Here is a 19,732-nt window from a genome sequence, read left to right on the forward strand (position 1 = left end):
GGCGGTCCGCAGCCAGGCATGAGCCATCGAGCAGCGAGCGGACTCAGCGGCGCCGCTGTCAGCAAAATCGTTCGCTCGGGTTCACCCCGGCATACCGTCACCCGGCGTGGACGTAGCGGGCCGCTTCCGGCGCGTGATCGGCGGTAACGCAGATGTCGTAGCGCTGGGCTTCCAACGTTTGCACGCTGGAGAAGTCACGCCGGCCTCGAGTCGACCAGTGTGCGACGAATCCGAAGACTGCACCCCAGAACGCACCGATGGCCACCGCGATGAGCAGCGCCCATATCCAATACGGCCCGACCGTGAAGATCGCAAAAAGCAACCCGATGAGCAGACCCCACCACGCACCGGCGCCGGCGCCGGCCCACGCTGCCCTTGCGTTGGTCAGGCGGCCGGTGACGTGTTCAACCGTGCGTACACCGTCGCCGACGATGCGGACGTGTTCCACCGGAAACCCGCCGTCGGACATCCGGTCGACCAGTTGCTGCGCGGCGAAGTAATTGTCGAAGGATGCAATAACCTCCCGTCGGACGGGCGGCTCGGCGCGGGCCTGCTGCTGGCTCGGACCGGATTGACCAGACGGATAAACCATTGCAATCTCCTGACGCGTTCTCGACAGCTACTTACGTCTGGGGTTGACGTGAATCGCGGACCGCAAACGGATTGCCGGCCCGAGGTCACGACAACGATCGCGGCGAATCAGACGGTGTCCGGCAGAATTATGGCTGTGGTGGTGCAGACGGCTCTGGCACTGCTGCTCGCCGCTGTCGCCGTGATCGTGGTGGTGAGTTGGGTCAGCGAACGCACCGGCCTGCCCGGCGCGGCGCTGCTCACCCTGGTCGGCATCGGGTATGCGCTGCTGCCAGGGCCGAACCTCAGCCTTGATCCCGATGTCGTGATGACGTGCATATTGCCGCCGCTGCTGTACAACGCGGCGCTGGAATCGTCGCTGGTCGGGATACGTCACAACCTGCGCACGGTCATCAGCCTGTCGGTGGTTCTGGTGCTGGTGACCGCATCGGCGGTCGGTGTGGCGTTCAGCCTGTTCGTCGGCGGCGCGACGCTCGCGGTGGGCGTGGCGCTGGGTGCCGCGGTGGCGCCCACGGATCCGGTGGCCGCGCTCGCCGTCGCACGAAAGGTCGGCCTACCGCTCAACATCGTCACGCTGATCGAGGGCGAAGGATTGCTCAACGACGCCACCGCGCTCACCACGTTCTCGGTCGCGATTGCAGTCGCCCGGGGCGCCGGATTCTCAGTGCCGTCGGCAGCCGGAAAATTCGTGCTGGCGGCCTTGGGCGGTCTGGTGGTGGGCGTGGTGCTGGCGTATTGCCGGCGTTTCATCAGGCGCTGGACCCACGACGTGTTGACAGCCAACGCGATCTCGCTCGCGACACCGTTTTTGACCTATTTGGCAGCCGAGAAGGTCCATGCCTCCGGTGTTTTGGCGGTTGTGGTGTGTGGGCTGATCGTTGGCCACCACTCGCCACGATCGGAATCTGGCGCGAGCCGACTCCAGACCCGCGCCGTCTGGCGACTGGTCAACTTCCTGCTCGAAGGTCTCGTCTTCCTGCTGATCGGTCAGCAACTGCCGGCTATTCTCCACGGCCTCACGGGCTACGAACTGTCGACGATCATCGCGGCAGTGACGATCACGGTCGCGGTGGTGCTGTTGGTGCGACCGCTGTGGTTAGTGCTCACCCAGGCGCTTCCTCGACCGCTGCATACCCGGCTCGGTAACGTCTCCGGCAACGATGCCCACCGGGACGGCAACGCTAAGCGACTCAGCGGCCGTGAGGTTTTCGTGCTCAGCTGGGCCGGCACTCGCGGCGTGGTGAGCCTCGCCGCGATTTTCGCGCTCCCATTTGTCACCGACAGCGGCACACCGTTTCCCGACCGGAGTCTGCTGCTGTTCTGCGCTTTCGTGGTCGTACTGGTGACACTGATCGGGCAGGGCATCACCTTCGCTCCGGTGGTACGCGCCCTGGGCCTGCATGCCAATGCCGTCGACGAAGTGCGGCTGCGCAATCAGGCTCGAACGGCTGCCGTACAGGCTGCCCTCGACAGACTGGACGAGTTGGACCAACAGGACCGCGACGACGTTGATCCGCGGGTAATCGACGGTGTGCGCCAACAGTTGTCCGCCCGCCTCGAGCGTTATCGACGTCGACTCGATCTGCTGGAGTCCTGGGATTCCGGTGAGATACCCGCCTCCCCTGCCTACGAGGCCAGCGTCGGTATCCGCCGGGCGGCCATCGAGGCCCAGCGCGACGAGCTGGTGCGTCGGCGCGACGCCGGCATGCTGCCCGACCAGAGCCTTCGCGTGCTCGAACGCGAACTCGACCACGAAGAGGGCATGCTGCCGGTGGCTACACCGCTGCCACGCCGGCGCAAGCCCTGATACTGCTGGCTTCCGGGATGACTATGCGAGGCCGCTATTCGAGTGCTGCGCGCAGAAATTGGCCAGTCAGGGTGATGGCTTCGCGGCCTTCCGGCAGCAGCCGGCCGAGCACGGGGAAGGCGTGGACTTGACGGCGCCAACGGTGCGTCTCGACCGGTGTTCCGGCTTCGTGCAGCCGCTGGGTGAAGGCCAGGATGTCGGGCTCCAGTAATTCTCGTTCGGCGACGGTGAAGAAGCTCGGCGGAAACGCGGCGATGGGTGCGTCGATCGGCGTCCGCGAGCCGCGCAGCTCGATATCACCGCGCAGCCACTTCGACTTGGCTCGGCGTACCGCGCTCAGCGGCTGATACGCGTCGTGTTTGAGCGCAGCGGGGTCGCGTTGGTCGGCGTCGAGACTGAGTTGCGGTGAGTAGCCGACGAAAGCGGCTGGGCGGCTAATGCCGTCGGTGTCGGCGAGCTCACAAATCTTGGCGGCCAGAAAGCCGCCGGCGGAGTCGCCTGCGACGATCACCTTGCCGGGCGCCGCCTCGTGGGCCAGCGCCCGGTAGGCGGCGTACGCGTCGGATACCGAGGTGCCAACCCCTACCTCGGGCAGCTGCCGGTAGTTAACGGAATACACTGGCACGCCGGCCGTTTCGGCCAACCCGCTGCACAGGCGAAGATGGGTCGCGGGGCCGCAGAAGAGGAATGCGCCGCCGTGCAGAAACAGGATGTGCGCGCCGGCCAGGGCATCGCTAGCGGGCTGGTGCGGGGTACAGGTCTGCGCTCCGACGCCTCCCAAATCGGTGTGACCGTGGCACACCGTGGTGGGGTGCGGCAGCCGGGCAAAAGCGGTTTCGATGATGCGCAACGCGCGGATGCCGCGGTCTCCCAGCGGCCAGGCCCGATAGACCTGCTTGAGAAAGATCCGGGCCAGCCAGTAGAGCACCACCGATGCGACGCTCGGCGAGCGGTGACTGATGATCGGCGATACGACGGGTCGTGTCGTCGTCACGAGGCGCTGCGGCCCGGTTTGACGATTTCGCCGTAGTTCAGCGGAGCGTGCGAGTACGTCGGGATCAGCGGCCATTGCCGTTTCCAGGACACGCATTGCGACGACGGGATTACCTGCACCCAGCGTGGGTCCCGCGGCGACGGCGAGGCCATCGTCTTCTCTTTGACCATCGAGTCGTATTGGTCGAGGGTGTCTTCCAGCGTGTTGGCGTTGAGCACCACCTCACGCCCATAGAACGCTGCCTGCTGCTTGACGCCGGGGATCTTCGACAATTCGGGCTGCCAATTGTCCGGCGCCATACCGTTTTCCGAACACACCCATACCCCGTCGGGCGTGTTGACGCACAGCGAGTGGTTCCCGTCGGTGTGACCGGGTGTCCACAGCAGGCTCACCCCGACACCGAGTTCCACGTCGCCGTCGAAGATTTCGAGACGTTCCGGCGGTACGCCGGCCATCCCGTTCTCGACGTACCAGGCCCACTGCATGGGATGCAGCGCTTCGAACGTGCCGAGTTCCTTGCGGTGCACCAGCAGCTTGGCGTTGGGAAAGACCGGGTCTCGGGGCTTGCCCTCTCCCTCGATCGGCTCGCTGCTGCCCATGATCATCCGCACGTCCTGCACATGGAGATGGTCGTAGCTGACGTAGTCGACGTCTGCATTCGTCAGACCCAGATTCGGCAGCACCTCGTCGGGATCGTTGTAATACTTGACGAAGAATCGCCCGGCGTGCAAGGCGTTCCCGAATTTGCGGATCTTGTTGTAGAACGGTGCCTCGGCCGAACCATCCGCAACGGTCGGCTCCCAGACCAGGGTTTTGAGCTTCCCGTCGAACCCCTCGAATTGAATCACCATCATCCGGTTGATGATGGAAATGAACGGGTTGAGGTTGACCGAGTAGCCCTGAAACGCGAACCGGGCCGGATACGGAGCCGCCACCAGGTCGATGCTCTTCATCGCCTTGACCTGTCCTTGGGCGGCGAAGCGTTCCCGATAGCGCTTCGCGGCGGCCCGGACTGCCTCGAGTCGATCACCCCGGGGCCAAACGTCGTGGACGCCGTCGAACTCCGGTATCGGCCGCACGGTGGCGATGGGCTGGGTCGTTGTCATGGGTTTCCTCCGTCTCTGAAGGCTTGGGATTCGCTGGCGCGAGCGGATGATCCGCGCGTCGCCGCAATTTGGTCGGGGACCATGCGCCGTAGCACTAGGTCGCGGATGCGCTGGGGCAGCACCGCGACGATCCGGGTCAGCGGCCCCACATATCCGGGAATGGTCACCTCGAAGCGCGGTCGTTGGATGGTCCGTACGACCACCCGCGCGACATCCGCCGGCTGTAGGAGCCGCGCGGCGCCGGTCGCGGTGCCCGCGGCGAGTTCGGTATCGACGACGCCCGGCATGATCACCGAGAGTTCTATCCCGCTGCTGCGCAGTTCTTCTCGCACACCAACGAGATAGCCGAGCACTCCGTGTTTGGTGGCCGCATACGTGGATTCGCCCGGCGGGGAAAGCCGCGAGGCGGCCGACGCGATCGTGACGATATGACCGCGGCCCCGGGCCCGCATCGCAGGAGCCGCCAGTCCAACACCGCGAATGACACCGCCCAGGTTGACGTCCAACATGCGTTGGGTCCAGGACTCGGGTTCCTCGTCGAACGGGCCCACCCACATCACCCCGGCGTTGTTCACCAGCACGTCGATCGGCCCCCATAACGACTCGACCGCGGCGAGGAAGGCCCGAAACGACGCCGAGTCGGTGACGTCGAGATCGAATCCCTGCACGGTGCCGGGTAGCGCCGCGGCGGTGCTGCGCACGATCTCGCCGTCGCGATCGCCGATGGCCACCCGCGCCCCGATGGCGGCAAGTTGGCGGGCGATTTCCCGCCCGATCCCTCGCGCGCCCCCCGTCACCGCGATCACCTGGCCCGTGATCGGTGCGTTCATCTCAGTCACGCCCCCATCCTGACATGAAGGCATGTCAGAATTGATACTCTACTCTGCAGTCCGACGACAAACAAGGACAGAGATGGTGGGCAAGCAGTTAGCTGCGCGGCCGGCAGGGCGCAAGTACCACGGGCTGACTCCCCAGGAACGCACACGTCAGCGGCGTGCCGCCATCCTTGCGGCGGGTCTGGAAGTGTTCGGCATCCGCGGATATGCGGGCAGCTCGGTAAAACAGATCTGCGGCGTCGCCGGCCTGACCGAACGATACTTCTACGAGTCGTTCTCCGACCGCGAAAGCTGTTTGGCCGAGCTCTATTCCGACCTCGTCGATCAGATGCGTGCGGCCACCTTGGCGGCCGTCGAGTCCGCTGGCACCGGTGTCGATGCGAGAGCCCAGGCAGGTCTGCGGGCATTCATCGGCTACCTCACCGATGACCCGAGACGCGCCCGGGTCGTACTGACCGAGGTGGTCGGCGTCTCGCCCGAGATGGAACAGCGGCGCCACGGCGTCTTGCGGCAGTTCGCCGATATCGTGGCCACCATTTGGGCCGCCTCCCGCACTGAACCCCTGACGCAAAAGGAACACTCGACCGCCGTCGCACTGGTCGGCGGCGTGAACCATCTACTCGTCGACTGGCTGATGACGGGCAGCAAGCACCGTCCGGCCGATCTGGCCGACGTCTGCGCGACCCTGTTCACCGCCGCGCGGGAACGACTCGACGCCCCACGCCGCTAGGAACCGTGGGCTGGAACTACGAATGCTGGGCGATCGGGCTCGTCAACCACGCCTGCTCGACACCCACCAACCCTGCCGACCAGTGGACAACGCCGAGCAGCCACATCGTCGTCACTACGATCGCCGCGGTAAACGCGACACCCAGTGCCTGTATCCACCGGCTCCTGCGGGCGAACCACGCCATCACTGCGTCATACCGGCTCCTGGCGTACGTCAGCAGCCGGTGCGCCCAGGCGAATTCACTGGCGAGGATGGCCAGGCCCAGGAACACGATGGCCCAGCCCGGCCCGGGATATGGAATCGCAATGATGCCGATCGTCAGAACGGTAAAACCGATCACCGCGACGCCAATCCGGTAGCCGAGCTCGACGACGGGCCAACGGCGAAGCCGATCGCGCCACCGGGTCCAGCGGTGGGCAATTGGCCGTCCCGATGGTGTCACGGTTGTCCTGGCCGTAGCCGGACGAAGAGCGCCTCGGCGTCGGCCACAACGGTCTCGCCGTCGAGCAGCCGTCCCTCGACGAAAATCTTCCGGCCCCCGGTGCGTTCAATCCCCGCATCGACCCGTAGCTCTTTTTCGATCGGCACAATGCGACGGTAGTTTAGGTGCAGATAGGCAGTGCGCTGGTAGGGCCCGCCGGTGAGCACAGCCGACGTTAGGCCCAGCACCGAATCGAACAATTGCGCAATCGCGCCGCCGTGCACGGCACCGTTACGTCCCAGATGGAACCGGCGGAAGCGGGCCCAGCCGTGGATGCGGCCGTCCTCAGTTTTGGCCATTTTCATCGGCACCGTCAGCAGGTTGCCGCGCATCGGCAAATCCATCCGGCGGCCCGAGGGCGATTGCCATTCGTCGGCGTCGTACGGGCTGAGCAGATCGGACACCTTCTCGACCAGATCGGCCGCCTCACTGATCACCTCGTCGGGCGCATCGACGGCACGCGCGTGATCCTGCAGCATCCGCACCGCGTCGATGAACCTGCCGTAGTCGGGCCCACCCCTGATGGTCGGATCCGGCGGATTGAATCCGCCGCCCGGGTGTTGTTCGCCGGCCATGCCGACACGGTATGTGCACGCGAGAGTGCAACTACCGACGGGTCCACTCGCAAAATGCGTCGTGGAATGCACTTTCGCGGCGGCCGGTTAGCTGCTTTGGTGGGCTCCGGCCGCGGACAGCGTCTCGAACTCGTCGTCGGACAGCGTGATTTCGGCGGCGGCGACGTTTTCCTCGAGGTGCGCAACGCTGGAGGTGCCCGGAATCGGCAACATCACCGGCGAGCGTTTCAGCAGCCAGGCCAGCGACAACTGCGCGGGTGTCGCCCGGTGCTCGGCGGCCATCTGCTGCAGCGGTCCATCGGGCGCGGCCAGCGGTCCGGCGGCCAGCGGGAACCACGGGATGAAGCCGATGCCCCGCTCGGTCGCCGCATCCAGCAACGGTTCGGCGTCCCGGGCCGTCAGGTTGTACATGTTCTGTACCGACACAATCGGGGTGATCTGCTGGGCGGCGGTGAGTTGGTCGACGTCCACCTCCGACAGGCCGATGTGGCGAATCTTGCCTTCCTCGCGCAACTTCACCAGCTCACCCACCTGGTCCGCCAACGGAAAGTTGCGGTCGACGCGATGCAGTTGGAAGAGGTCGATGGTGTCGACACCCAGACGCCGCAGGCTCATCTCGCACTCCTGGCGCAGATAGGTCGGATTGCCCAACGGCACCCATACATCCGGGCCGGTGCGCAGCAGCCCCGCTTTGGTCGCGATGACCAGCCCTCGGTAGGGATGCAGCGCCTCGCAGATGATCTCCTCAGACACGTAGGGGCCATACGAGTCGGCTGTGTCGATGAAGTTGACGCCGAGTTCCACGGCGCGACGCAACACCCGCACGGCTTCGTCGCGGTCGGCCGGCGGACCCCAGACACCCTTGCCGGTGATGCGCATGGCACCGAATCCGAGCCGGTTGACTGTGAGGTCACCGCCGAGAGTGAAGGTTCCGGAAGCTTGGGCAGGAGTTTGAGAGCTTGGTGCGGTCATGAAGCCGACCGTACGCCGCCAATGCCTATAGCCTGTTACGTCGTGGCAAGCTGAGCGGGTGGACTTGCGCATGCTGGCCGATTTACCGCTGACCTATTCCGAAGTGGGCGCGACCGCCGGCCCGCCGCCTCCGGGCTATCACCACATGGGCTTTGCCACCCAGATCGGTGCGGGCCAAAAGCGTTTCGACGACGCCGCCGACGCGGTGATGCATTGGGGAATGCAGCGCGGCGCCGGACTGCGGGTGACGGCCAGCAGCGAGGTGGTCGAGGTCGGCGCCGTGCTACTGGTCAAGCTCGCCTTCCTGCAGGCACCGTGTCGTGTTGTCTACGTCATCGACGAACCGGATGTCAGGGGATTCGCCTACGGCACGCTGCCCGGTCACCCGGAGTCCGGTGAGGAACGATTCGTCGTACGCCATGACCCGGTGACCGCGGCGGTGTTCGCGGAGGTGTCGGCATTCTCACGGCCGGCGACGTGGTGGAGCAAGGCCGGCGGACCGGTCGTGACGCTGGCCCAGCGCATCATCGCCAAACGCTACGTGCGCGCGGTGTGATGCGCTGTGCCGCACCGGTTCGCAGCCGGTCGGGCTGCGTCAGGGTTGCCGGGGAGTGTGGAAGCCCTGGGCCAGCCGGCCGAGCGCGACGGCGCCGACCAGCAGGCCGAAGTCACGCAGCGCGACGTCGTAATGACCGGACAGCGTCAGCAGGTCGATGATGATGCCGGCCAGCCAAGCCACCACCACCCAGGCCCCGATGCGCGGCGCGACCGCGACCAGGATGCCGGCCACGATCTCGATCACGCCGACCACGTACATGCACTGGTCGGCGTTTCCGGGAACGATGTCGTTGATCCAGTTGGCCAGATACAACTCGCCCCAGTGGTAGGGATGGGTCAGGAGGTTGAAGAACTTGTCCAGCCCGAACAGGATTGGCGCGACGGTGAAGACGACGCGCAACGCGAAGTACGCCGAGTACGTCGGATCCTTCAACCGCTCCGTGAGGGTGGCCGTTGGGGCCGGTGCGCGGGTAGTAGTCATGGCTCGCTCCTTACTCTAAAAGATCCTAATTTGAACGTTAGAACAAGGCGTACTCTAACGTCAAGGGTTTAATCCGTTAGAAGTGGAGTTATGGGAGACTTGCAGCGCGACGCGGCCGGCATCGGCGCGCTCGCCGATCCGGTACGACACGAGCTCTACCGGTTCGTCTGCTCGCAAGCGGAGCCGGTCAGCCGGGATCAAGCAGCCGAGGCGGTCGGTATTGCGCGCCACCAGGCGAAGTTCCACCTCGACCGGCTGGAGGCCGAGGGCTTGCTGGAATCTGGCTATGCCCGGCTGACCGGTCGGTCCGGCCCCGGGGCGGGCCGGACGTCCAAGCTCTATCAACGGGCTGACCGCGACATCGCGGTCAGCCTGCCGCAGCGGGAGTACGAGCTGGCCGGCCGGCTGATGGCCGAGGCCATCGCGCGGTCCGCGCAGACCGGCATGCCCGTCGTCGAGGTGCTGCAGCAGGTCGCGCACGACTACGGCCGCGCCATCGCCGATGCCGCCGTCCGCGATGACCGGCAGCCGCCCGACGCGCAGGCAGCGCTCGAGTTGGCGACGACCGTGCTGGCCGACTACGGCTACGAGCCGCGACGCGCCGACGGCGAGGTCTATCTGGCCAACTGCCCGTTTCACGCGCTGGCTCAAGAGCAGACCGAACTGGCCTGCGGCATGAACCATGCACTGATCACCGGGGTGACCGATGCGCTCACCCCGCACTGCCCTCGGGCCCGGTTGCAGCCGCAACCGGAGCGGTGCTGTGTGGTGCTGACAAGCGACTAACCCCAGCGGGCAAGCAAACCTTCGGCGCCCGCGCAGAGCCGGTCGATCACGTCGGCCACCGGCGTCACGCCGGTCACCATTCCCACCCCTTGTCCCGCGTCGACCGGAGCCACCCGATAATCCTCGGCGGCGATCGCCTCGGCGAGTTCGGCCTGCGCACCGGAATCGCCGGCCAGCGCGTCTTCGCGGCCGCCCCAGCGTGCGACGAAGTCGTTGCGCAGCACCCGCGACGGAAACCGCTTGGGCCACGGGCGATCACGACCGACGTCGAACACCCGAGTCGCGGTGGTGTCCGTCTCGCCGGCAGCAATCAGCATCCGGCGGGCGGCGTCGCTGGTCAGCGCCTCCGAGGAAGCCGACAAGCAGGTGCCCAACCACGCCCCGCCGGCACCGGCGGCCAGCACCGCGGCAAGGCTGCGCGGCGAGGCGATGCCACCCGCGGCCAGCACCGGCAGTGACACCGCGTCCAGCACGGCATCGAGCAGCGGCAGCATCGCGACCCTCGCGTCGCCGTGACCACCGCCCTCCGCGCCCCGGGCGACGAGAACGTCGATGCCGGCGTCTTGGGCGCGCCGGGCCTCGCCGCCGTCGTAAACCTGGGTGGCGGTGGCGATTCCGGCATCATGGGCGCGACGGACCCAAGACCAGTCGGTCCCGAAACTGACCGACAGCAGGACCGGCTGCGCGGCCAGCGCCGCGTCGAGCAGGCCCGGCTCCTTGCGGATCACCCAGTCCACCAAGCCAATTCCGAACGTCGGATCCGCATGCTGCAACTCGGCGGCCAGCGACGACGTCGACCCGGCGCTGCCCATACCGACCATGCCCAGCCCGCCCGCTGCCGACACCGCGGCCGCGAGCCGTCCGCCGGCCACCCCGCCCATCGGCGCGTTGACGATCGGCACCCGCAACCCCATGCGGCGTGACCACGGCGTCGACAGCACAGCGCCGGCCTACGCCGAGGGGATGTTCTTCACCACGGTCAGGATGATCACCGAATCCTCGAGTGATTCCAGCGCGTGCCGGCGCGGCGGGATCGTGACGTGGTCACCGGTTTTGCCCTCCCAGACCTCGTCACCGGCAGTCAGCCGCACGTGGCCCTGCAGGACCTGCACCGTCGCCTCCCCCGGGCTGTCGTGTTCCGCCAACTCCTGACCGCTCAGCAGCGCCAGCACGGTCTGGCGTAATTCGAGCGCATGACCGCCGTGGATGGTGTGAGCGGCCCGACCGCTATGCGCCTCTCGGGCCTTGGCGAGCTGTTCGGCGGCCAGGCTGGTCAATGAGACGGAGTCCATCGATGATTTCCTTCGGGTCGGAGGTGGGCTTTCAGCTGGATAGTAGAAGAACCCCGGCTACGGCCAATGCAACCACCTTGATCAGTTCGAGGCCGACGTACCCGTAATGGGCACGTGAGCGCGGTGCGTTCAGACCGGCGAGCACCTTGTCGGACCGGCGGTTCAACCGCGGTCGCACCCCGCCCAATTGCAGGCCCAGCATGGCAAACGCGACGACGAACGCCACGGTGACAGCGGTCTGGGGCGGGCTGGCCACGGCGGCTACCAAAATCACCACGGCGAATACGACCTCCACGCTGTTGAGCGCGCGGAAGACCAGTCGGCCGATGCCGAGCCCGATCGCAGTGGTGACGTTGGGTGCGCGGAACTTCAGCGGTGCTTCGAGGAACGAAATCGCCAACACCATGCCCAGCCAGAGGAAGATCACGGCGACGGCGACGGCCGCTCCGGCGGTCATCTGCGAGAGCCCAGGGTGAGGTGCGTCATGCACAGATCCGGTTCGGCGAAGGCGTCCAGCCGATCGACCGCGACCGGCGCCTGCCAGGTTTCCAATGCTCCTTGCATGAGCCCCAAGTGAATCGGACAGACAACGGCGGTCCGAGCTTCGGCCAGTTCCAGGAATGGGCAGTGCCGCAGACCGACCTCCTTTTTGCCGCGGCGCTCCGGCGCAAACCCGAGGTCGTCGAGCACGTCGACCAAGTGCTCGATCGATTCCTCGGTCCCGAGAGTTCCGGACCGTTTGCCGCTCTCGGGCGGCGGGGCCAACTGCTTGCCCCACGCACGGCCGGCGGCCAGCGCCTTGGCGCCCGGATCTCGTTCTGCGACAAAGCCCATCGCCAAGATCTCGGCCAGCAACCGGTAACGCCGCGGGCCACCGCGGTCCATCTGCCGGGTGGCCCGGAACAGCAACGGCGGCCGGCCCGGCCCTTTACGGTCGGGCGCCACCTGCTCTACCTGTCCCTCACTGACCAGCGTGTCGAGATGGAAACGGACGGTATTGGGATGCACGTGCAACTCGTCGGCAACCGCGGCGATGCTCATCGGCGCCGTCGCCGCCTTCAATACCCGAAGGACGTCGCGCCGGCGACCGACGTGTTCGGTTGGTGACCTGACGATGTCGCTCATTCTTCCTGAGTTTCATCCGCCTTCGGCAGGCTAGCCACCAAGGGAGTGTCCACGCCGAGCGGGCCGATCTTGGCGGCGCCGCCCGGCGAGCCCAGCGGCTCGTCGCGGCCCGGCAAGGTTTCCGAGAAGAACGCGTCATTGTCGGCCAGGTAGGGCTGCAGGTCCTCTGGAAGATCGTCCTCGTAGTAGATCGCCTCGACCGGACAAACCGGCTCGCAGGCACCGCAATCCACGCATTCGTCCGGGTGAATGTAGAGGGCACGCCCGCCCTCGTAAATGCAGTCAACCGGGCACTCCTCCACGCAGCTCCGGTCCATCACATCAACGCATGGTTTCCCGATCACGTACGTCATGGGCTACAGTTTACACAATTTGCCTTGTAGAAACTAGAGCGAGGTGCGAGACCCCATGGCCGACAATGAACTCGGCGTCCGGGAGCCGCAAACGAGTGGCGCTGACGTCGACCCGCCCGCCATCAGTTACCGCACCGAGCTGCGACTGGCGCACGACACCGTCGATCCGGAGAGCTGGGCAGGCGGATTAGCAGACAAGCGGGCCATCGCTCCGCGGCTGCGAGTGGGACGCGAGATGTGGTTCAACACGCTGTGGCTGATCCCGATCGGGTTCGGCATACTCGTCGCAGCGGTCGCGATCGGCAAAGGGCTGCACAATATTTCAGCAGTGCAGGCTTTCATCCAGCGCTATCCCGGTGTACCCGGACCGTCCGGGGCGCCCGCCGGCATTCCCGGCTGGGTGGGGTGGACGCATTTTTTCAACCTGTTCTTGATGACGTTCATCATCCGCTCCGGCATCCAGATCCTCGTCGATCACCCGCGGCTTTATTTCAGCCGCAACGCCACACCCGGCAAAGACGAGTGGTTGCGGCTGGCGAAGCCGGTGCCGGATGACCCGATGTGGACAGCCAAGGATGATTCGGTCGCGCTGCCCGATCAACTCGGGTTGCCGGGGATTCGGCACTCCATCGGCTTGGCCCGATGGTGGCACCTCGGGGCCGATGTCTTGTGGCTGCTCAACGGCGTGGTGTTCTACCTGCTGTTGTTCGCGACCGGGCAATGGCGTCGCATTGTGCCCACCAGGTGGGACGTCTTCCCCAACGCCGTGTCGGTGGCGATCCAGTACCTGTCACTGAACTGGCCGGCCGACAACACGTGGCTGGCCTACAACGCGTTGCAGCTGCTGGCTTACTTCACCACCGTCTTCATCGCCGCGCCATTGGCGGTCATCACCGGGCTCGGCATGTCGCCGGCGCTGTCCATGCGGCTCACCGTGATCAGCAAGCGGTTGAACATTCAGGTCGCGCGCTCGCTGCACTTCCTGGTCATGGCGTATTTCGTGTTCTTCATCGTGGTGCACGTGACGTTGGTCTTCACCACCGAGGCGTTGCGCAACCTCAACCACATGTTCGCCGCCCGCGACGACGACAGCTGGATCGGGTTCGGTGCCTTTGCCGCGGCGATGGTGGTGGTGGCGGTCGGCTGGGCAGCTGCCACCCCGTTCACATATCGCCACCCCCGCGTGGTGCAACGAGTCGGCTACGCGCTGATCGGGCCGTTGCAGCGGCTGTTCGAATACGTCAACCCGAAGCCGGGCGCGTTCACCGAGCAAGACATCTCGCCCTACTTCTGGCACAACGGCACCTACCCGGAAACCGTGGAGTACAAGGAGTTGGAGCACAACAACTTCGTGGATTGGCGTTTGCGCGTCCACGGTCTTGTCGAGAACCCCACCGACTTCTCCCTGGCCGACCTGCATGATCTCCCCTACCACGAACAGATCACCCAGCATTTCTGCATCCAGGGTTGGTCAGGCGTCGCGAAATGGGGCGGTGTATCGATGCAGACCATCATCGACATCGTCACACCGCTGCCGGAGGCAAAATGGGCGGTGTTCTACTCACTGGGCGCCGGCGCCGACGGCGGCATCTACTACGTCGCGCACCCGATCGAGCAGATGAGCAACCATCTGACCATGCTGGCCTACGACATGAACGGGGAAGCGGTGAGCTACGGGCACGGCGCGCCGCTGCGGCTGCGCAACGAGCTGCAGCACGGGTTCAGGCAGGTGAAGTGGCTCAAGGGCATCGAGTTTGTTGCGCACTACTCCGAGGTCGGTAGCGGTTATGGCGGTTATAACGAAGACCACGAGTTCTTCGGCCGCCACCAGACGATCTAAGGGTAGGGGAGGCTTCCCTATCACGCAGGTGATGCGGTAGCGTTTACACAAGTTGCGTTGTACAAACTCTGGGAGGACGAAACCCCATGGCAGAGAACGAACTTGACGTCCGAGAGTTACCCAAGCCCCAGAAGCATCCGACGATCTTCGCCACCTACGGCGCGCTGGCCGTCGACGAATCGTTTGTGCTGGTCAACAACCATGACCCCAAGCATTTGCACGACGAGTTCGAGGCCGACCACGCCGGCAGCTATGGCTGGGAGTACGTCGAGAAGGGCCCCAAGGTCTGGCGGATCCGAATCACCAAGCGCGCCACGACTCCGCTCCCCCGCGTTCTGGCCAACACCGCCGACCTGGCGGCCGAGCCCGATGTGGCCGGGGCGGTATGGAAGCTGGAGGCCCGCGAACGCGACCTGGATTCGAACGTGATCGCGCTGGCGCCCGACGGCGGGATCGACGCGCACGCCGGCGCGGACGTCGACGTCTTGATCCACGTGCTCTCCGGTAGCGGGCGGCTCACCACCGAACATGGCGTGATCGATTTGGTGCCCGGCGCGTTGCTCTGGCTGCCTAAGCGGTCCCGACGCCAGTTCAGCGCGGGTCCGGACGGGCTGCGCTATCTGACCGTGCACCAAAAGCGGGAAATTCTGCCGCTCACACCGACTGTGCGGCGGGCAGTCTAATGGCCGACTACGACACGCTGCCGTCAGCGGACCGCACCGATGATGCGGTACACGGGCACTGGCTACTGGCCCGGCTGGGCAAGCGGGTTTTGCGCCCGGGCGGGCTCGGACTGACCCGCACGCTGTTGACCCGTGCCGATGTGGCCGGTGTCGACGTGCTCGAACTGGCCCCCGGAATGGGCCGCACCGCGACCGAGATCCTGGCCCGCCACCCGCGCTCTTATCTCGGCGCCGAGCAAGACCCCGACGCCGCTCGGGCGGTGCGCAACCTCGTTGCGGGGCACGGCGATGTCCGGGTCGCCGACGCTGCCCAGACCGGCCTGCCCGACGCCGCCACCGACGTGGTGATCGGCGAGGCGATGCTGACCATGCAGGGCGACACCGCCAAACAGGCGATCGTCGGCGAGGCGGCGCGGGTGCTGCGACCGGGCGGACGGTATGCGATTCACGAACTGGCGCTGACGCCGGACAGCATCGCCGAGGACATCAAAACCGATGTCCGGCAGTCTCTTGCCCGCGCGATCAAAGTCAACGCCCGCCCGCTCACCGTGGCTGAATGGACCCAGCTCCTCGCCGAGGCGGGTCTGGTCGTCGACGAAGTGGCAACGGCGCCGATGGCGCTGTTACAGCCGCGGCGGCTGGTTGCCGACGAAGGGCTGTGGGGAGCGCTGCGGTTCGCCAAAAACCTGCTCACTCACCACGATGCGCGACGACGCGTACTGATCATGCGCCGCACTTTCCGCAAGTACCGTGAGCAGCTGATCGCCGTGGCGATCATCGCTCACAAACCGGCAACCGACTGAATCCGCGTCACTGAGCGTCGATTTCGTCGAACACGCGCTGGGCGATGCGGAAAGCGCTGTTGGCATCTGGCACGCTGCAATAGACGGCGGTCTGCAGCAGCACTTCTTTGATCTCATCGCGGGTCAACCCGTTGCGCAGCGCCGCCCGGAGATGCGCCGCCAGTTCCTCGTCGCGCCCACGAGCGATCAGGGCCGTCAGCGCGATCAGTGAACGGCTGCGCCGGTCCAGGCCCGGTCGCGTCCAGATCGCGCCCCAGGCGAATTCGGTGATGAACGCCTGAAACTCGCGGGTGAAGTCGGTGATCTGCGAGTCGGCGCGTTCGACGTAGAGTTCGCCGAGCACCTCACGCCGCACTGCCATCCCGTTCGCGTAGCGGTCACTGGCCCCGGCCATCTATCTCCACTTCCTCAGCGCGGAAAGAACTTTGGCAATACGTCCGGGTTGCTCGGCGGGAGCCAGGTGCGCGGCGTTGGGCACCTGGACGAACCGGCCACGGCTGACATTGGTGGCAATGAAGCGCACCGAATCGGGCGGAGTGGCGATGTCGGCGGCCCCGGCGACCGCGACAATCGGTGTGTCGATTTCACCGAGCCGACCGCGGGCATCGAATTCGGCCAGCGCCTCACAGGTTCGCGCGTAGCCGTCGTCATCCACTTCCCGCAACGCGTCCAGCAGCGCCCGCGCCGAGCCCGGGTCACGCTCGAAAAAGCCTGGAGCGAACCACCGCCGGACAGATCCGGACACCACTTCGCCGGTTCCGCCGCTACGGACGACCTGGGCTCGGGAGTGCCAGTCGTCCGGGTCGCCGATTTTTGCCGCTGTGCAGATCAGCGCAGCAGACATAATGCGTTCGGGGCGCGCGAGCAGCAACTGCAGTCCGACGACGCCGGCGACCGAGACACCGGCATAGGTGACCGGTCGCTTGCCCACCGTGTGATCCACCAGCTTGCCGACGGCTGAGGCCAACTCGCTGATCGTGAAGGCGCCCCGCGGCGGCGGGCTGGCGCCGTGGCCGGGTAGATCCCAGCCAATGACCTGATAGCTGTCCGTCAGACGCCGGGCCGCGGCCGACCACAACGTCACCACGGATGTGCCCAGCGACGGACCGACGACCAGCGGCGGCAGGTCGGGTGAGCCGCCGAGGTGGCATCCGCGGATGGCAGGCGTACTCAACGTCGTTCCTCGCGAAGCCGTTGCGCACGGTCCAGGCTGTCATCGATCAAGAAATCTACTGTACCGAAATAGGTTGGCGACGGGGTGCTTTCGACCAGATCTGCGATCGCTCCTTGTTCGCCGGATACGTCGGCGCCGTCGAGGTTGTCGGCCATGCGGTCTGGGTGGACTTCCAACCCGGCAAGCAGTTCGCTGCACTGGGCGGCGGCGACGACGGTGCGGCGGGCCAACGTCCGCACCGTGTCCCATTCGGCATGCCACGCCCCGTCCGGGCGCTCGTCGTGGGCGAGGGCGGCGGCGATGTGCAGGGTCGCGGCCAATGGTGGCGCCGATAATGCAGTGCGCCGGAGCAAGATGGACAGCACGGGATTGCGCTTGCCCGGCATGGTCGACGATTCGCCGCGATCGCCGACGGTAGGCTCGCTCAACTCGGCGATCTCGGGACGGGCCAGCGTGACGATATCCGAGGCGATATGGCCCCACGCGTCAGTGCATCCCACCAGGGCGTCGGCGAACGCGGTGATCGGCGCCCGGGTGGTATGCCACGGCATTCGGGCCGCCAATCCCAATGCCGCTGCGGTGTTTTGCGCCAACTGGATGGAGACCTGCGCGGGGCCGTTTGCGCTTCCGGCCAAGGTGGCCAGCTCGGTCGTCGCCGCCAGTGTCCCGCCGGCACCGCCGATCTGGGCCGGCCAGGTCAATGCGCCGAGGCCCCGATACGCCTCGACCACGCCGCCGAGCCACCCGGCCACCTTGGCGCCGAATGTCGTTGGCACGGCGTGCTGGGTTAGCGTGCGGGCCACCATCGGTGCGGCCCGATACTTCTCCGCAAGAGCAGACAGTGTCGAAATCTGCTCGGAGAATTGAGTTTTCAGGGTATCGGCAACATCGCGGGCGGCCAGCATCAGGGCGGTGTCCAGGGTGTCCTGGCTGGTGAGGCCGCGGTGGATCCAGGCACTGAGGGCCGGAGCGGCGCGCTCACGCAGCAGTGCGACCAGCCCGATCACCGGGTTGCCGCCCTCTTCGGCGGTCACGGCGAGCAACTCGCAGTCCTGCGAGCCCACCCATTGGCCCAGATCGGCGTCGGCTGCCTCGCCCGGTGCCAGGCCGGCGGCGGTCAGTGCGTTCAGCCAGGCCGATTCCACCGCGAGCATCGCCGCAAGCAACGCCTCGTCAGTCATCAGGGCACCGGCGCGGTGATCACCCGGCCACAGCAGGTTCGTCATCCGTTATCGCTGTGGTAGGCCAGGAAAATCGTCTCGTGCTCGCCTTGCAGGTGGATGTCGAAACGGTATCCGCTCGGCTCCACGGAGCACAACAGGGTATTTCGTCGCGCGGTGTCGACCACTGACAGCAGCGGCTCGGCGGCCAGGTCACCGTGCGGCAAATAGGCCCGGGTGAACAACCGATTCAACAACCCGCGTGCGAAGACGGTGATCGCGAAGAACGCAGCACGTCCGGCGGTTACCGATCCGGGTGTCAGGGTCGTGAAGGTGTAGCGCCCGGCCTCGTCAGTCGCGCATCGTCCCCAGCCGGTGAATGTCGCGCCGTCGCGACGCAGCGAACCGGGCTGCGAGACGATGCTGCCGTCCGGGGCCGGCTGCCACAGTTCGACCAGCGCGTCGGGGATGCCGACACCGGCGCCGTCAAAGACCACGCCGTGCAACTGGATGGCGTCGGCATCGTCGGCCAATCGGTTGTCGCCGACATACGGCAACGCGCAGTGAAAGAACGGTCCGACTGTTTGCCCTGCCGTGCAAGCCAATTCACTCATGTTCGCTGTGCTCCAGCACAATGTCCCAACGGTAACCGGTGGCGTATTCGGGCTGGGTGAGCTCGTGGTCGTAGGCGGCGATCAGACGTTGTCGGACGGCGGGGTCGAGGACGGACTGGAAGATGGGGTCCAACCCGAACAACGGGTCCCCAGGGAAATACATCTGAGTGACCAGGCGCTGGGTGAAAGCCGTGCCGAAAACCGAGAAGTGAATGTGCGCCGGTCGCCAAGCGTTGTGGTGATTTCGCCATGGGTACGGGCCCGGCTTGACGGTCAGGAAGCGGTACGTGCCGTCGGACTGCGTCAGACAGCGGCCCACCCCGATGAAGTTCGGGTCGATCGACGCCGGGTGTTGGTCACGATCGTGGTTGTAACGGCCACTGGCGTTGGCCTGCCAGATCTCGATGAGTTGTCCGGTGAGCGGTCGGCCCGCGGTGTCGAGCAGCCGCCCCGTCACGATGATGCGCTCGCCGATCGGCTCGCCGGCACCACCGGCGGTGAGGTCGGCATCGCCGGGGTCGACGTCCTGGTAGCCGAAGCACGGCGCCGCGCGCTCGACGCCCTCCGGATCGATGCGGACAAACGGCGATTGCGGATGGCGCAGGGCGCTGCTGCGATACGGCGGGTAGTTCAGTCGCGGCTGCGGTCCTTCCGCGCCCCCGGCCGCCACGCCGGCGATCTCCGCCGTGATGTCATCCTGGGACGCGAGGTGCTCCGGTGCAGCCCTCATAGAGGCTGACGCTACTAGCAATGCCCGGCTGTCCTCCGGGG

25 protein-coding genes are annotated in these 19,732 nt (G+C 66.2%); 7 read left to right on the forward strand and 18 right to left on the reverse strand.

Features of this window, described 5'->3' with window-relative positions; all coding sequences use genetic code 11:
• Positions 1–97: 97 nt before the first annotated feature.
• A complete protein-coding gene (locus tag AC5Y5W_RS12415; RefSeq protein WP_500009638.1) occupies positions 98–592 on the reverse strand; it encodes a YflT domain-containing protein in 495 nt (164 codons plus the stop codon).
• Between the two features lie 129 nt (positions 593–721).
• On the opposite strand from AC5Y5W_RS12415, the gene AC5Y5W_RS12420 reads away from it, so the two are divergent.
• Positions 722–2,398: a Na+/H+ antiporter gene (locus tag AC5Y5W_RS12420; protein WP_500009637.1), complete on the forward strand. Its 1,677-nt coding sequence runs from the start codon at positions 722–724 to the stop codon at positions 2,396–2,398.
• A gap of 34 nt (positions 2,399–2,432) precedes the next feature.
• Here the strand turns inward: AC5Y5W_RS12420 and AC5Y5W_RS12425 are convergent, their stop codons facing one another.
• From AC5Y5W_RS12425 to AC5Y5W_RS12435, 3 genes are read right to left on the reverse strand one after another with little or no spacing between them, the layout of a single operon-like run.
• Positions 2,433–3,392 (reverse strand): alpha/beta hydrolase, encoded by a 960-nt coding sequence (locus AC5Y5W_RS12425; RefSeq protein ID WP_500009636.1) that lies wholly within the window; start codon positions 3,390–3,392, stop codon positions 2,433–2,435.
• Positions 3,389–4,498: an MBL fold metallo-hydrolase gene (locus AC5Y5W_RS12430; RefSeq protein ID WP_500009635.1), complete on the reverse strand. Its 1,110-nt coding sequence runs from the start codon at positions 4,496–4,498 to the stop codon at positions 3,389–3,391. Before AC5Y5W_RS12430 ends, AC5Y5W_RS12425 begins: the two co-directional genes overlap by 4 nt.
• Positions 4,495–5,328: an SDR family oxidoreductase gene (locus tag AC5Y5W_RS12435; RefSeq protein WP_500009767.1), complete on the reverse strand. Its 834-nt coding sequence runs from the start codon at positions 5,326–5,328 to the stop codon at positions 4,495–4,497. Before AC5Y5W_RS12435 ends, AC5Y5W_RS12430 begins: the two co-directional genes overlap by 4 nt.
• Before the next feature lie 82 nt (positions 5,329–5,410).
• Between AC5Y5W_RS12435 and AC5Y5W_RS12440 the strand changes: the two genes are divergently transcribed.
• The gene (locus tag AC5Y5W_RS12440; protein ID WP_500009634.1) at positions 5,411–6,064 is read left to right on the forward strand and encodes a TetR/AcrR family transcriptional regulator; all 654 of its coding nucleotides are present in this window, start codon (positions 5,411–5,413) and stop codon (positions 6,062–6,064) included.
• A 16-nt stretch (positions 6,065–6,080) separates the two neighbouring features.
• Here AC5Y5W_RS12440 and AC5Y5W_RS12445 read toward each other — a convergent pair whose 3' ends face one another.
• From AC5Y5W_RS12445 to AC5Y5W_RS12455, 3 genes are all read right to left on the reverse strand, one after another.
• Positions 6,081–6,506 (reverse strand): TIGR02611 family protein, encoded by a 426-nt coding sequence (locus AC5Y5W_RS12445; protein ID WP_500009633.1) that lies wholly within the window; start codon positions 6,504–6,506, stop codon positions 6,081–6,083.
• Complete coding sequence (locus AC5Y5W_RS12450; protein WP_500009631.1) at positions 6,503–7,120, reverse strand: PaaI family thioesterase; 618 nt, start codon at positions 7,118–7,120, stop codon at positions 6,503–6,505. Before AC5Y5W_RS12450 ends, AC5Y5W_RS12445 begins: the two co-directional genes overlap by 4 nt.
• 87 nt (positions 7,121–7,207) lie before the next feature.
• Entirely contained in the window at positions 7,208–8,092 is an 885-nt protein-coding gene (locus tag AC5Y5W_RS12455; RefSeq protein WP_500009630.1) for an aldo/keto reductase, read from the reverse strand.
• Positions 8,093–8,150: 58 nt separating this feature from the next.
• Here AC5Y5W_RS12455 and AC5Y5W_RS12460 point away from each other — a divergent pair, with 58 nt between their 5' ends.
• Positions 8,151–8,648: a DUF1990 domain-containing protein gene (locus AC5Y5W_RS12460; protein WP_500009629.1), complete on the forward strand. Its 498-nt coding sequence runs from the start codon at positions 8,151–8,153 to the stop codon at positions 8,646–8,648.
• Between the two features lie 39 nt (positions 8,649–8,687).
• Here the strand turns inward: AC5Y5W_RS12460 and AC5Y5W_RS12465 are convergent, their stop codons facing one another.
• Entirely contained in the window at positions 8,688–9,131 is a 444-nt protein-coding gene (locus AC5Y5W_RS12465) for an Rv2617c family stress response/phage resistance protein (protein ID WP_500009628.1), read from the reverse strand.
• A gap of 90 nt (positions 9,132–9,221) precedes the next feature.
• Between AC5Y5W_RS12465 and AC5Y5W_RS12470 the strand changes: the two genes are divergently transcribed.
• A complete protein-coding gene (locus AC5Y5W_RS12470) occupies positions 9,222–9,917 on the forward strand; it encodes a helix-turn-helix transcriptional regulator (RefSeq protein WP_500009627.1) in 696 nt (231 codons plus the stop codon).
• Here the strand turns inward: AC5Y5W_RS12470 and AC5Y5W_RS12475 are convergent.
• The 5 genes from AC5Y5W_RS12475 to fdxA are packed head-to-tail and all read right to left on the reverse strand — an operon-like array spanning position 9,914 to position 12,687.
• The gene (locus AC5Y5W_RS12475) at positions 9,914–10,858 is read right to left on the reverse strand and encodes an NAD(P)H-dependent flavin oxidoreductase (RefSeq protein ID WP_500009626.1); all 945 of its coding nucleotides are present in this window, start codon (positions 10,856–10,858) and stop codon (positions 9,914–9,916) included. The two genes, AC5Y5W_RS12470 and AC5Y5W_RS12475, sit on opposite strands and share 4 nt — an antisense overlap.
• A gap of 9 nt (positions 10,859–10,867) precedes the next feature.
• Positions 10,868–11,209, reverse strand: coding sequence for a cupin domain-containing protein (locus AC5Y5W_RS12480; RefSeq protein ID WP_500009624.1), 342 nt, complete (start codon positions 11,207–11,209; stop codon positions 10,868–10,870).
• A gap of 31 nt (positions 11,210–11,240) precedes the next feature.
• On the reverse strand, positions 11,241–11,666 hold the full coding sequence (locus tag AC5Y5W_RS12485; RefSeq protein WP_500009622.1) for a hypothetical protein: 426 nt from the start codon (positions 11,664–11,666) through the stop codon (positions 11,241–11,243).
• Positions 11,663–12,334: a helix-turn-helix transcriptional regulator gene (locus AC5Y5W_RS12490; RefSeq protein WP_500009621.1), complete on the reverse strand. Its 672-nt coding sequence runs from the start codon at positions 12,332–12,334 to the stop codon at positions 11,663–11,665. The genes AC5Y5W_RS12485 and AC5Y5W_RS12490 overlap by 4 nt, the downstream gene beginning before the upstream one ends.
• Positions 12,331–12,687 carry a ferredoxin gene (fdxA, locus tag AC5Y5W_RS12495; RefSeq protein ID WP_499886022.1) on the reverse strand — a complete coding sequence of 119 codons (357 nt, stop codon included), beginning with the start codon at positions 12,685–12,687 and terminating at the stop codon, positions 12,331–12,333. Before fdxA ends, AC5Y5W_RS12490 begins: the two co-directional genes overlap by 4 nt.
• Positions 12,688–12,742: 55 nt before the next feature.
• On the opposite strand from fdxA, the gene AC5Y5W_RS12500 reads away from it, so the two are divergent.
• The 3 genes from AC5Y5W_RS12500 to AC5Y5W_RS12510 all read left to right on the forward strand — a co-directional run bounded on the left by AC5Y5W_RS12500 (position 12,743) and on the right by AC5Y5W_RS12510 (position 16,013).
• The gene (locus AC5Y5W_RS12500) at positions 12,743–14,527 is read left to right on the forward strand and encodes a molybdopterin-dependent oxidoreductase (RefSeq protein ID WP_500009620.1); all 1,785 of its coding nucleotides are present in this window, start codon (positions 12,743–12,745) and stop codon (positions 14,525–14,527) included.
• 86 nt (positions 14,528–14,613) lie between these two features.
• Positions 14,614–15,210, forward strand: a complete 597-nt coding sequence (locus tag AC5Y5W_RS12505; RefSeq protein WP_500009618.1) for a DUF2249 domain-containing protein — start codon at positions 14,614–14,616, stop codon at positions 15,208–15,210.
• Positions 15,210–16,013, forward strand: coding sequence for a class I SAM-dependent methyltransferase (locus AC5Y5W_RS12510; protein ID WP_500009617.1), 804 nt, complete (start codon positions 15,210–15,212; stop codon positions 16,011–16,013). The genes AC5Y5W_RS12505 and AC5Y5W_RS12510 overlap by 1 nt, the downstream gene beginning before the upstream one ends.
• Positions 16,014–16,020: 7 nt before the next feature.
• Here AC5Y5W_RS12510 and pcaC read toward each other — a convergent pair whose 3' ends face one another.
• From pcaC to pcaH, 5 genes are read right to left on the reverse strand one after another with little or no spacing between them, the layout of a single operon-like run.
• A complete protein-coding gene (gene pcaC / locus AC5Y5W_RS12515) occupies positions 16,021–16,407 on the reverse strand; it encodes a 4-carboxymuconolactone decarboxylase (RefSeq protein ID WP_500009616.1) in 387 nt (128 codons plus the stop codon).
• Positions 16,408–17,187 carry an alpha/beta fold hydrolase gene (locus tag AC5Y5W_RS12520; protein ID WP_500009615.1) on the reverse strand — a complete coding sequence of 260 codons (780 nt, stop codon included), beginning with the start codon at positions 17,185–17,187 and terminating at the stop codon, positions 16,408–16,410.
• Positions 17,184–18,413: a lyase family protein gene (locus tag AC5Y5W_RS12525; protein WP_500009614.1), complete on the reverse strand. Its 1,230-nt coding sequence runs from the start codon at positions 18,411–18,413 to the stop codon at positions 17,184–17,186. Before AC5Y5W_RS12525 ends, AC5Y5W_RS12520 begins: the two co-directional genes overlap by 4 nt.
• Positions 18,410–18,961, reverse strand: a complete 552-nt coding sequence (gene pcaG, locus AC5Y5W_RS12530) for a protocatechuate 3,4-dioxygenase subunit alpha (RefSeq protein ID WP_500009613.1) — start codon at positions 18,959–18,961, stop codon at positions 18,410–18,412. The genes AC5Y5W_RS12525 and pcaG overlap by 4 nt, the downstream gene beginning before the upstream one ends.
• Positions 18,954–19,691: a protocatechuate 3,4-dioxygenase subunit beta gene (pcaH, locus tag AC5Y5W_RS12535; RefSeq protein WP_500009612.1), complete on the reverse strand. Its 738-nt coding sequence runs from the start codon at positions 19,689–19,691 to the stop codon at positions 18,954–18,956. Before pcaH ends, pcaG begins: the two co-directional genes overlap by 8 nt.
• Positions 19,692–19,732: the final 41 nt, after the last annotated feature.

It is taken from the genome of Mycobacterium sp. NGS51 (assembly GCF_059812525.1).